Source organism: Rhizobium skierniewicense Ch11, from assembly GCF_023757665.1.
GTDB classification, from domain to species: Bacteria; Pseudomonadota; Alphaproteobacteria; order Rhizobiales; family Rhizobiaceae; genus Agrobacterium; species Agrobacterium skierniewicense.
Genome location: NZ_RXPG01000028.1, coordinates 234,587 through 247,612, shown reverse-complemented (window position 1 = coordinate 247,612; position 13,026 = coordinate 234,587). Strand labels below are relative to the sequence as shown.

Below are 13,026 nucleotides of genomic sequence, written 5' to 3'. Positions count from 1 at the left end.
ATAGCAAAGCGCCGATTGTGTGTTCGGCGCCTGTTTTATTCAAGCTCGAGCATGATCACGGCGAGCGGCGGCAGTGTCAGTGTCGCGCCGACCTGGCCGCCTGCATCGACCGCCTGCACGCGTCCGCCATTGCCCTTGCCGGTGCCGCCATAGATCTCGGCATCGGTGTTCAGCACTTCGCGCCAGCGACCGGCTGTCGGCAGAGGCACGTAAAAATTCTCCCGGTAGACAGGCGTCAGATTGGAGATAACCGCGACCGGCTTTTCACCCGGTGCGAGGCGCAGCCAGGCCAGAACCGAATTCTCGTGGTCATCGGCAATCAGCCACTGGAAGCCTTCCGGCTCGCAATCGCGCGCATGCAGCGCACCCTTGGAGCGGTACATGAAGTTCAGGTCGCGAACGAGGCGGCGCATGCCCTCATGCATATGATATTGCAGCAGGTTCCAGTCGAGAGAGGTCTTTTCGTTCCACTCGCTCCATTGCGCAAATTCCTGTCCCATGAACAGGAGCTTCTTGCCGGGGTAACCCCACATGAAAGCGTAGTAGGCGCGCAGATTGGCGAATTTCTGCCAGTCGTCGCCTGGCATCTTGGCAATCATCGAGCCCTTGCCGTGCACCACTTCGTCGTGTGAAATCGGCAGCACGAAGTTTTCGCTGAAGGCGTAGAGCAGGCCGAAGCTGAGCTCCTGATGGTGGAACTTGCGGTGCACGGGCTCGCGCTGGAAGTAGCTCAGCGTGTCGTGCATGAAACCCATGTTCCACTTGAAACCGAAGCCCAGCCCGCCCTCATGCACCGGCTGCGACACCTTCGGCCACGAGGTGGATTCCTCGGCAATGGTCATGACACCTGGGTGGTTGCCATAGATAAGCGTGTTCATCTGCTGGAGAAAACGCACGGATTCAAGGTTCTCGCGCCCACCATATTCGTTGGGTACCCACTCGCCTTCCTTGCGGGAATAATCGAGGTAGAGCATCGAGGCGACCGCATCCACGCGCAGACCATCGAGATGGAATTTTTCGGCCCAATAGAGCGCGTTGTTGATGAGGTAGGACATGACCTCGACACGCCCGAAATTGTAGATCGCGGTGTTCCAGTCGGGGTGGAAGCCCTGACGAGGATCGGCATGTTCATACAGGGCCGACCCATCGAACCATTTCAGGCCGTGCTCATCAACCGGGAAGTGGGCGGGAACCCAATCCAGGAGAATGCCGATGCCGACCTTATGCGCGCCGTTGACGAAGCGGGCAAAGCCTTCCGGCTCGCCGAAGCGCGCGGTGGGCGCATATAGGCCGGTTGTCTGGTATCCCCAGGACGGATCGTAGGGATGCTCGGAAATCGGCATGAATTCGATGTGGGTGAAGCCCATGTCGGCGCAGTAGGGAATGAGGCGTGCGGCCAGTTCATCCCATGTCAGAAACGCGCCATTTTCGCCATATTGCCACGATGAGGCGTGAACCTCGTAGATGGTGATGGGCTGGCGGCGCTGGTCGATGCTGGCCCAATGCTTGCGATGCGCATCGTCATCCCATTCCTGCACGAGTTCAGGCGTGGTGATGGAGGCGTTCTTTGGACGCAATTCGGCGCGGCGGGCATAGGGGTCTGCTTTCAGCGGCAGCAATTCGCCGTGTGGGCCGATGATTTCAAACTTGTAGCTACAGCCAGCATAAACATCCGGCGCGAAGATTTCCCAAATGCCGGTGTCCTTGCGGAAGCGCATGACGTGGCGGCGGCCATCCCAATTGTTGAAATCACCCACCACCGACACGCGCCGGGCATTGGGTGCCCAGACGGCGAAATGGAAGCCTTCAACACCTTCGAGCTTGAGCGGATGTGCACCCATCTTGTCGAACAGTCGAAGGTGTGAGCCTTCTCGAACGAGGTAATCGTCCATAGGCCCAAGAACCGGACCGAAACTGTAGGGATCCGTCACCGCCCATTCCGCGTCGTCGCGCAGCGCGCGATAACGAATGGGCTGACGTTTGGACAGGGTAATGGCACCTTCGAAGAAACCGTCGGCGTCGGTGCGGGTCAATTCCCCCGCGACCGAGCCATCGAGCGCCATGACGGTGACTTCTTCCGCACCGGGAATGAAGCAGCGGGCCACAAAGCCGTCCGGCGTCTGGTGGACGCCCAAGACGGCAAAGGGGTTGGAATGCAAACCGCTCTTGATTGCCTCGATCTCAGCCTTAGCGATGGTGCCAGTCTTTTTCTCTTCGGCAGAATTGAGCGGTTTTTTCATCAGGCTCTCCAGATTTCGGACGCATATTGCCGGATCGTCCTGTCGGACGAGAACCAGCCCATGCGTGCCGTATTGCGTACGGTTTTTTCGTACCAGCTTGCCGGTTCGCTCCAGATGGCATCGACGTCACGCTGTGCCTGTGCGTAAGCGTCGAAGTCTGCAGCGACCATAAACCAGTCATTGTTGTAGATGCCGTCCATCAGTCCGGCAAAGCGCGATGGGTCATCTGGCGAAAACACGCCGGATGCGATGGATGACAGGGCTTGCGACAGTTCGGCGGAATTTTCGATGATAGCGCGCGGATTGTGGCCCTCGGAGCGCGCCTCGGACACTTCCTGTGCTGTCTTGCCGAAAATCATGATGTTTTCCGCGCCGACATGCTCCAGCATTTCGACATTGGCACCGTCCAGCGTGCCGATAGTGAGTGCGCCATTCAGACCGAATTTCATATTGCCGGTGCCTGACGCCTCCATGCCAGAGGTCGAAATCTGTTCTGAAAGATCTGCTGCTGGAACCATGATTTCTGCGAGGGACACATTGTAATTCGGAATGAAAACGACTTTCAGAAGCCCGCGAACCGCCGGGTCGTTGTTGATGACACGCGCTATATCGTTTGCCAGTTTGATGATGAGCTTGGCATTGTGATAACTCGGTGCCGCCTTGCCCGCGAAGAACTTAACGCGCGGCACCCAGTCCAGTTCCGGGCGAGAGCGAATTTGATCGTAAAGGGCCACGGCCTCGATCAGGTTCAAAAGCTGACGCTTGTATTCGTGGATGCGCTTGATCTGGATGTCGAACATGGCCGAGGGATCGACACGGATGCCCATGCGTTGCGCCACCAGATTGGCAAGGCGGACCTTGTTCTGACGTTTGATTTCGGCAAACTTTTCACGGAAGCCTGCATCCTCTGCAAAGCGATCGAGCGCCACCAGCTTTTCCGCGTCATCCAGAAATTCGTCACCGATGGACTGGCGAATGAGGCCTGTGAGGCCGGGGTTGCACTGCATCAGCCAGCGGCGCGGGGTGATGCCGTTGGTCTTGTTGTTGATGCGGTCGGGGTAGAGCATGTGAAGGTCGGAAAACACCGTTTCCTTCATCAGTTCCGTGTGCAACGCCGACACGCCGTTGATGGAATGGGAGCCGATGAAGGCGAGGTTGCCCATGCGCACGCGACGTTCGCCACCTTCTTCAATGAGCGAGATGGAGCGGATCTGCTGGTCGACCAGTTTCTTTTCCTTGCGGGCAAAGACCAGCGTCTGCGCGTTGATCGCGTAAATGATCTGCATATGGCGCGGCAACAGGCGCTCCAGCAACGGCACCGGCCAGCTTTCCAGCGCTTCGGGCAGAAGCGTGTGGTTGGTATAGGAGAACGTGCCGCGCGTCAGGGTCCAGGCTTCATCGAATGTCAGTCCGTGGACATCGCACAGAAGGCGCATCATTTCGGCAATGGAAATCGCTGGATGCGTATCGTTGAGCTGGATGGACACCTTGTCCGGCAGGTTGGTGAAATCAGGGTACTGCTGCAAATGGCGGCGCAGGACGTCCTGCAGCGAAGCGGACGAGAAGAAGTATTCCTGTCGCAGGCGCAGTTCCTGGCCCGCCGGATTGGCGTCGGCAGGATAAAGCACGCGGGTCAGGGCTTCCGCCTTGTTGCTTTCCCGGAGCGCACCGATGTGGTCGCCCGCGTTGAAGGCGTCGAGGAGAATCGGGTCGATGGGCTGGGCCGACCACAGACGCAGCGTGTTGACGCGGGTTCCGCGCCAGCCGACCACGGGCGTGTCGAAGGCGGTGGCGATCATGCGCTCGGATGGTTTCCAGACGAAACGCTCCGGGTCTTCGTAGCCGCCGACGGTTTCGACCGAGCCACCAAAACCGATTTCATAGGAGCTTTCGCGACGCTCGAATTCCCAAGGGTTGCCGTGGGCAAGCCACGTCTCGGGCAGTTCCACCTGCCAGCCATCGGCCATCTGCTGGCGGAAAAGGCCGTGGACGTAACGAATGCCATAGCCGTAAGCGGGAATATCGACGGTTGCCATGGATTCCATGAAGCAGGCGGCAAGCCGGCCAAGACCGCCATTGCCCAGCGCTGCATCCGGCTCCAGACCGGCGATGACATCGTAATCGACGCCGAGCGACGTCAGCGCCTCCTTGATTTCGCCCATCAGGCCGAGATTGGAGATGGCATCGCGCATCAGACGGCCGATGAGGAATTCTAGCGACAGATAATAAACGCGTTTGGAATCGGTGGCATAGGCCTTACGAGTGGATTCCATCCATTTGTCGATGACGCGGTCCCGAATGACCAGAATGGTGGCCGTCAGCCAGTCATGCGGTTTTGCAACCTTGACGTCCTTGCCGATGCGGTAGGTCAGTCGTTCGATGATTTCAGAGGCGAGAACGTCCGGTTCCGAGCTGCGCGGCGCGGGGCGAGGAAGATCGTTTGTTTCGAGTTTATTGATCATTGGTCGGTCAGCACCTTGGTGGGAGGATAGTGTCTGATTCTGTCGATCGGCATGGCTGTCATCCCGGCAATTTATGCATCGATAGCAGTCTGTGGCAACAGCCGTTTTGTCGAAAGTATGAATGACTTTAGAGTGTTACGACAAGCATGTGCTTGTTGTATGAAAATAACGAAAAAACCACGCAAACCGGTGTGGTCTGCGTGGTCTGTAAAACGGCGGTTGAGGATTTCAGTTTGTCAGACGACTGATGTTTCCAGAGGCTTTTCTGGCGATATCGCCAAAGGCCGCGACGATTTCTTCCATATTCTCCGGCGCGTAATAGTTGTCGGCGCTGGTGGCGCAGGACTGGAGAAGCGATTTGCCTCTGACGGGCGCCATGAAGGCAACGGTGAAGATCTTGATGTCGTCGGCTTTCGCTTTGACGCAGGTGGCGCGGACCGCCGCATCGACGGATGGGTTCCAGCTTGCGCTGTCCCCCGTCATTTCACCATCGGTCATCAAGACGATGAATCTCTGGAAGGATTTGTTTCCGCTGTCTTTTTGCGCCTTTGCCTCAGCCGGATTTGAGGATTTCAGAGCATCGTAGGCTGCCGTCAGTGCGGCATTCGCATCCGTTCCGCCTGTGGCCGACAGGGCCTGAATATAGGTGTTCGACCTTCTCGTGCCCCAGTTCAGGGCTTGTGGCATTGAACTTTTGTCGTTGTAGGCAATCGCGCCGGTTCGCACGAGGGTGGATTCGGGCGAGCCATTTGTCCGATGCGTTGGATCTGATTTGTTGAGCGTGTCCACCAGATAGCTGACGGCGGTTTTCAAAGACGTCATTTTATTGACGTAACAGGGTCTGCTACTGCTCATCGGACTGGGCCAGTTGAGCTCATCATAGTTCGCACAGGAATACTTGCTTCTATCGACCGTGTTGGTCTTGAACGACATCGATCCCGAGCGGTCCAGCACCAGATACATGGACAGCGGCGCGCCGTTGTTGACGCTGCTTTCCGATGTGCTGGTGGCGCTCAGGGTCATCGACTTTGCCCAGATGAGACCGAGAAGAGGGTTAAGCGGCATCTGGTAGCTGATTGTCGTGGAAATCTGGAAATTGGTGCCCTTGGCGGTATCGGTGCGTTTGGTGACGCTGCTGATATTGGCGTCCAAGGCTTTTTTCTCCACCTCGGACAGGTCCTGCGCAAAGCTTTGTCCTGCAATGAACTTGTTGCCCTGCGCCTTCAACTCATCATCGCTTTTGTCGCCCTCGGATTCGCGAAACATGGTGGCGGCGGACAGTGTTGCGCCATCGGCTGCGTTCTGAAGATCGGATTTGACCTGCATGGCCTTGGTGAGCTCGAGGCCTGCGCCTGCAACGCCCATCAGGAGCGGCAGTGTTATGGCCGTCATCATGGCGAAATTGCCCTGCCTGTCGCCCAGCAGCGCCCGCATCCGTGTCTTCATTCCGGCACCGTTGAACATCATGTCCGCCTGTTCGATCGTGAGATGACATCACATCTACTGCGAGGCGATGGAGATTTTCCTAACGCAATATCGACAAATTGAACGAGTGTTCAAAACGGGACGGATTTCTGTGGTGAAACGAGGCTGTGCGCCATCCCGATACGATGCTGGCACCGTTGTGGGACGGTCAGGCCTTGACGGGGATGACGTCCACGGCCTGTGTGGTCTGCTGGTTGCCGTAGCTTTTCAAGACGCCGATGACAGGAGCGATATCGGCATAGTCGCGTCCGTAACCCACGACGATGTGGTCGTTGCCCGCAACGATGTCGTTGGTGGGGTCCAGTTCGATATAGCCCGTTGCCTCACCGCACCAGACACGCACCCAGGCATGCATGGCGTCGGCACCCTCCAGCCGTTCCTTGCCCGCAGGCGGAATGGTTCGCAGGAAGCCAGAGACATAGCCCGCGGGAATGCCGAGGCTGCGCAGGGCCGAGATCATGATATGCGAGAAGTCCTGGCAGACGCCACGTTTCAGCTTGAAGGCTTCGGCTGGTGTCGTATCCACCGTGGTCGCCTCGCCATCATATTTGAAGTCCTTGTAGATGCGTTTGCACAGCGCCAGCGCAATTTCGCGGATCGTCATGCCCGGCTTTATCGTCTCGCGGGCGTAAGCCGCAATGGCGGCGTTTTCACCGATACGGGGGCTGATGCCTGCCAGATGGTGAGGCGATTGCGCATCGAGCGACCAGACGGTGGCGAGATCGCGCGGGAGCTTTGAAAGCTCGGGCGAAAAATCTGCCGTCAGTGAGGTGCTTTCCACCGAAACGCGGGCTTGCATACGGATGTCCAGCTTGTCATGCGACGCCCGCAGAAAGACCGAGGTCGCGGTTTGCTGGAAGAAATCGTTGAAAACCGTGCGCTCTTCGGGTGCGGGGGAGACGCTGAGCGAACCCGCGATCAGCCTTTGCCTGCCGGGAATGGACAGCGGCATCACGCGGATGATGTGGCGGGCCCCTGACGCCAGCGTATCGTAAATATAGCCCATGTGCAGCGTCAGGTCGTAGAGCATGGGTTATCCAAGATATGTCTGGGCAAGAAGGTCTGAGAGGTGTTCGAGATCCTGCTCCAGCTGGACGAAGATGGCGGGTGACAGGTTTTCCGGGGTCATGACGGCAAGGCCGGAATGAACCCGCATGACCTCGCGGTAAAAAGGCGACATCTGACCATTGACGAAGGCGTTTGGCAGCTGCTCCACCTCGGTGCGGATTTCGTTGAGCTGGAAGAGAATGGAGCGCGGGTTCAGCGGGTCGAGACCGAGCAGGTCCATTACCGTCAGCGCGGCTGTATTCACGTTGTAACGGCGGCGATGGGTCATGACGCTATCGCCGATTTCGAGCAGCATGTCGTAGGACCCATCCGGTGCATCTGGGCCGCTCATGTGGCCGAGCAGACGTGTCAGATGCAGTCCGCGTTCCAGATATCGACCGATGGAGAGGAAGCGCCATCCGGTGAAACGGTACATGTTTTCGTGCACCAGACCGGCAAAGCCTGCCAGTTTGCGCAACAGGACCGTCATGGCGTGGGTGGCGTCGTCGCCGGCTGCGACCTTGCTCTGGAAGCGGCGGGCGGTCTTTGCCAGATCGTTCAGCGCCAGCCATCCATCCGGGGAGAAGCGGTCGCGAATATTGCTGGCGGAATAGATCGCACTGTTGAGGTTGGCGATCAGGCTTGCCGGAACGGATTCGTCGACGTCGATATCGACGGTTTCCAGATAGGCAGTGACGTGGGCCAGAAGCGGTTGCTTCGGATCGGCGGATTCGGCAAAGCGGGCGTGCCAGGCACGCAAAATCCGCAACGCTCCTTCGGCGCGCTCGATATACCGGCCCAGCCAGAACAGATTGTCGGCGGCACGGCTTGGCAGGCTGCCGGGCATGTTGCGGATGAAGTTTTCTTCCGCCGGCAAAAGCGTCGTGCGTTCCACAGGCTTGTCGGAGACGATCCAGACATCGGCGGCACTGCCGCCTGCCTGCATGGCGATGGCGGCCGTATCATTGCTGCGACCGATGCGGGCAAAGCCACCGGGCATGACCTGCCAGCCATCCTGGGTACGGGCTGCAAAAACGCGCAAACTCATGGGGCGCGGGACTAGCTTGCCGTCGACATAAGCGGGTGTGGTAGACAGTGTGACGACTTCCTGTCCGACCAGCTTGTGGCCATCGCTTTCCAGCCAGTCGCCAATGGAATCCTTTGCGGTCTCCCGCAGCGACGAGCCGAGAACCGACTGGCCGTTATCATCGAAGAAGGGCAGGCGGGAGTAGGCCGGGCCGATGACCATGCGCTCGATATTGCGCGCCACGTGCTCACGTTCCGACGGCTGGCCGCACCACCATGTGGCGATGGACGGCATGGCCAGGTCCTCGCCCAGAAGATGGCGGCAGATGGCGGGTAGGAAGGCGAGAAGCGCGCGCGTTTCCAGGATACCGGTTCCCAGCGCATTGACCATGCTCAGCGAACCAGCGCGCAGCGCCTGCACCATGCCGGGGGTGCCGATATGGGAGTTCTGGTCCAGTTCCAGCGGGTCGGTGTAGGACGCATCCAGCCGCCGCCACAAAACGCCGATCGGTTTGAGACCCGCCACGGTGCGGACCATGACGCGGTTGTTGACCACGGTCAGGTCTTCGCCTTCCAGCAGCATGAAGCCAAGATAGCGAGCGATATAGGCGTGTTCGAAATAGGTTTCGCTCGCAGGTCCCGGCGTCAGAACCGCGATGCGGTCGTCTGGATGCTGGCGGTGCGATTGCAACGTATCGCGAAAGGCGCCGAAAAAGGAGGCGAGGCGGTGAACGTGGGATTCGGCGTAGATATCGGAAAAGGCGCGCGTGGTGGCAACGCGGTTTTCCAGCGCAAAACCTGCGCCGGATGGCGCCTGCGTGCGGTCTGCCAGCACCCACCAGTTGCCGTCAGGACCTCGTCCGATTTCGAACGAACAGAAATGCAGGTAGTGGCCATCGGCCGGTTTGACGCCAGCCATCGGGCGCAGATATTCGGGGTTGGAGGCGAGCAGGGACGGTGGGACGTAGCCTTGCTGGACCAGACGGTTTTCGCCGTAGAAATCCGCAACGATCGTTTCCAGCAGATTGGCGCGCTGAATGAGCCCTCGGGAGACCGCCTCCCACTCCTGCTCATCGATCAGAACGGGAATGTGGGAAATCGGCCAGTTGCGCTCTGTATTTCCCTGCGCGCTGTAATCGCGATAGAAGACGCCGGCATCTCGCAGGTAGCGGTCGGTGCGGGCGAAGCGCTCATGCAGCTCGCGCTCCTCCATGCGACCGAGCGCATTGACGAAGTGCCGCCAGACCGGGCGAATATTGCCATTTATATCCAGCATTTCGTCGGCAATTCCGGGCATGGAGCGATATCCCAGCATGGATGCCATGTCGTTTTTACCGCTCGTCCGTTTCATCGCCGGTGCCTTTGCCAAGTCACACTCCCTGTGGGCGTCTCAAATCAAGCGTCAACGGGAACTCTGGCGAAGCCGCTTCCGGCAACAGAGGGTAATTTCCCGCCGTATGTCCCCAAGGTTCGAAACGGGCCAGCCTGCGCGCTTCCGCTTCGTTCCCATTGATCGGGAACGTCTCATAGGTGCGACCGCCCGGATGGGCAACATGATAGATGCAGCCGCCGATCGATCGGTTCGACCATGTATCATATATATCGAAGGTTAGCGGTGTGTTGACCGGAAGCGCCGGGTGGAGACCCTGCGCTGGCTGCCATGCCTTGAAGCGCACACCTGCTACCGAAATACCGGATGTTTCCGTCTGTTTCATCGGTACGGCGCGGCCGTTGCAGGCCACCGTGTAACGGGCCGGATTGGAGGTTTCCAGCCGGACCTGCAAGCGCTCGACCGAGGAATCCACGTACCGCACGGTGCCGCCGATGGCACCCTGTTCGCCCATCACATGCCATGGCTCCAGCGCCTGACGCAGTTCCAGTTTCGATCCCTCATATTCGACCTCGCCGAAGAAGGGGAAGCGGAACTCGAGTTGCGCCGCGAACCATTCCGGTTTCACGTCGAAGCCGTTGTCCTTCAGGTCTGCCAGCACATCCAGGAAATCCGCCCAGATGTAATGCGGCAGCATGAAGCGGTCGGCGAGCGCCGTGCCCCAGCGCACGAAACGGCCACCGGACGGGTTCTTCCAGAAGCGGGCGATGATGGCGCGCACCAGCAATTGCTGGGCCAGCGACATGCGCGCATTCGGCGGCATTTCGAAACCGCGGAATTCGACGAGGCCGAGGCGACCGGTCGGTCCATCCGGTGAAAAAAGCTTGTCGATGCAGATTTCCGAACGGTGGGTGTTGCCGGTGACATCGGTCAAGAGATTGCGGAACAGTCGGTCCACAAGCCACGGCAAGGGCGCGTCACCCTTGCCGGGCATCGGCACCTGCGCCATGGCGATTTCCAGCTCGTACATGCTGTCATGACGGGCTTCATCGATGCGGGGTGCCTGGCTTGTCGGGCCGATGAACAGGCCGGAAAACAGGTAGGACAGCGACGGGTGCCGCTGCCAGTGCAGCACGAGGCTCTTCAACAGATCGGGACGGCGCAGGAACGGGCTGTCATTGGGGTTGGCACCGCCCACCACCACGTGGTTGCCACCACCGGTGCCGGTGTGGCGACCGTCGATCATGAATTTATCCGCACCGAGCCTCGTCTGGCGGGCGTCCTCATAGACTGATGTGGTGATATCGACGCAATCTTTCCAGCTGGCAGCGGGGTGGATGTTGACCTCGATGACACCGGGATCCGGCGCGACGCGGATGACGTTCATGCGCTCGTCATGCGGCGGGGTGTAGCCTTCAATATGGACCGGCAGGCCAAGATCGGTCGCGGCGGCTTCTGCGGCGGCAACGAGATCGAGATAGTCCTCGATCCGCTCCACCGGTGGCATGAAGACGCAGAGCCTGCCGTCCCGTGCCTCGACCGACATGGCGGTGCGGACCTCGCCGTTGATGTCGCTGATGGATTGCTCGATGCGTTCCTGCGTGGCCCCTTCCGAGGCCTGAAACGATGCTTCTGGCAAAGAGCGGGCGGAGGGTGCAACGGTATCTGGCAATGGTCCACGCGGGACAGACGGATCTGCCGGGTGGATATGGGGGTATTTTGATTCCGGAACGTGGGGAAGGGTGCCCAGCGGAATGCGATACCCAACCGGACTATCGCCCGGCACAAGGAAGATGCGGCCGCGCCGGGTCTTCCACTTCTCGCTCATCCAGCGCCTCTCGGATGTCGCCTTGGCATTCCATGCCTGTACCGGCAGGACATAGCCGGTTGGCGTGGTCAGTCCGCGTTCAAAGACGCGGGCGATGCGGTTGCGCTCTTCCGGATCTTTCAGCTTGGAATTCGACGGATCGACATTGTCGGGAAGGTTGCCTTCCTTGATCACCCATTCCGCCGGGTCTTCGTAGGCGGGCAACACCAGTTCCGGTGCGATGCCGATGTTTGTAGCGATATTGGTGAGCAGCTTTTCCGCATCTTCCGAGGTCACGCCGGTCTCTGCGCCCTCGCGCGCCACCAGATCGGGGTTGTGCCAGACGGGCTTGCCGTCCTTGCGCCAATAGAGCGAAAACGTCCAGCGCGGCAGGCTTTCGCCGGGGTACCACTTGCCCTGGCCGTAATGCAGGAAACCGTTGGGAGCGAAGCGCTCGCGCAGCTTGCGGATCAGCACATCGGCCTTTTCCCGCTTGGTCGGGCCCACGGCATCGGTGTTCCACTCGCCCGATTCGAAATCGTCGATGGAGACGAAGGTCGGTTCGCCACCCATGGTGAGGCGCACGTCCTGTTCGTTCAGAACCTTGTCCACCTGTTCGCCCAGCGCATTCAGGCGGTCCCAGCTTTCGTCCGAAAACGGCTTGGTGATGCGCGGATGCTCGGCCACGCGCGTGACCTTCATGTCGAAGGCAAACTCGGTGTTGGCCTCGCCATAATAGCCGCCGGAAATGGGGGCTGCATTGCTGAAGTGCGGGGTTGCGGCCAGCGGCACATGGCTTTCGCCGGTCAGAAGGCCCGATGTCGGATCAAGACCCACCCAGCCAGCGCCCGGCAGATAAACCTCGGCCCAGGCATGAAGATCGGTGAAATCGACCTCCGTTCCCGAGGGACCATCCAGTGCCTTCAGATCCGGTGTCAGTTGAATGAGATAACCGGAGACGAAGCGGGCGGCAAAGCCGAGATGGCGCAGAATCTGGACCAGCAGCCAGCTCGTGTCGCGGCATGAGCCCTTTGCACTGCCCAGCGTTTCCTCAGGCGTCTGCACGCCGGTTTCCATGCGGATGACATAGCCGATTTCGCTTTGCAGGCGGGCGTTGATGCCAACAACCATATCGACGGTCGGCTGTCCTTTCGTCCAGTCGAGCGATTTCAGGTAGTCTGTCAGAAGAGGACCTGAAGGTTCTGGCGTCTGGTAGATCGACAGATCCGCCTGCAGTGTCTCGGGATATTCGAAAGGCCAGTAGGTGGCGCTTTCTTCCACAAAAAAGTCGAAGGGATTGTAGACCGTCATATCCGCGACAAGATCGACCTCGATCCTGAATTCCGTCACCGGGTCCGGAAAGACGTAGCGCGCCAGAAAATTGCCGTAAGGATCCTGTTGAAGATTGACGAAGTGGTTGGCAGGCGTGACTTTCAACGAATGGCTGATGACATGGGTGCGGGAATGCGGCGCAGGCTTCAATCTGATGATCTGAGGTCCGAGGCGAATCGGATTGTCATATTTGTAATGCGTCAGATGATAGATGCTTGCTTTGATTGACATACTTACCCTTGCCCGGTTTTCCCGGTTTGCGCGCGGATCATGCCGCCCCTCTTTGATTGCTGCGAC

The 13,026-nt window shown here is 59.2% G+C and carries 6 protein-coding genes; all 6 read right to left on the bottom strand.

Annotated features, from left to right (window positions below):
- Positions 1 to 35 precede the first annotated feature (35 nt).
- A complete protein-coding gene (glgB, locus tag EKM04_RS17785) occupies positions 36 to 2,240 on the bottom strand; it encodes a 1,4-alpha-glucan branching protein GlgB (RefSeq protein WP_174153938.1) in 2,205 nt (734 codons plus the stop codon).
- Entirely contained in the window at positions 2,240 to 4,702 is a 2,463-nt protein-coding gene (locus tag EKM04_RS17780) for a glycogen/starch/alpha-glucan phosphorylase (protein WP_183895983.1), read from the bottom strand. Before EKM04_RS17780 ends, glgB begins: the two co-directional genes overlap by 1 nt.
- Positions 4,703 to 4,930: 228 nt before the next feature.
- Entirely contained in the window at positions 4,931 to 6,166 is a 1,236-nt protein-coding gene (locus tag EKM04_RS17775; RefSeq protein WP_234910932.1) for a TadE/TadG family type IV pilus assembly protein, read from the bottom strand.
- A 169-nt stretch (positions 6,167 to 6,335) separates the two neighbouring features.
- Positions 6,336 to 7,217: a transglutaminase family protein gene (locus tag EKM04_RS17770; protein ID WP_183895982.1), complete on the bottom strand. Its 882-nt coding sequence runs from the start codon at positions 7,215 to 7,217 to the stop codon at positions 6,336 to 6,338.
- Positions 7,218 to 7,220: 3 nt separating this feature from the next.
- Positions 7,221 to 9,629: a circularly permuted type 2 ATP-grasp protein gene (locus tag EKM04_RS17765; protein ID WP_183895981.1), complete on the bottom strand. Its 2,409-nt coding sequence runs from the start codon at positions 9,627 to 9,629 to the stop codon at positions 7,221 to 7,223.
- Between the two features lies 1 nt (position 9,630).
- Complete coding sequence (locus tag EKM04_RS17760) at positions 9,631 to 12,960, bottom strand: transglutaminase family protein (RefSeq protein ID WP_183895979.1); 3,330 nt, start codon at positions 12,958 to 12,960, stop codon at positions 9,631 to 9,633.
- Between the last annotated feature and the right edge of the window lie 66 nt (positions 12,961 to 13,026).

Bases quoted from the DNA above. Each gene is read 5' to 3' on its own strand.
- EKM04_RS17775 (WP_234910932.1), bottom strand. From the start codon at position 6,166: ATGTTCAACGGTGCCGGAATGAAGACACGGATGCGGGCGCTGCTGGGC.
- EKM04_RS17780 (WP_183895983.1), bottom strand. From the start codon at position 4,702: ATGATCAATAAACTCGAAACAAACGATCTTCCTCGCCCCGCGCCGCGC.
- glgB (WP_174153938.1), bottom strand. From the start codon at position 2,240: ATGAAAAAACCGCTCAATTCTGCCGAAGAGAAAAAGACTGGCACCATC.
- EKM04_RS17760 (WP_183895979.1), bottom strand. From the start codon at position 12,960: ATGTCAATCAAAGCAAGCATCTATCATCTGACGCATTACAAATATGAC.
- EKM04_RS17770 (WP_183895982.1), bottom strand. From the start codon at position 7,217: ATGCTCTACGACCTGACGCTGCACATGGGCTATATTTACGATACGCTG.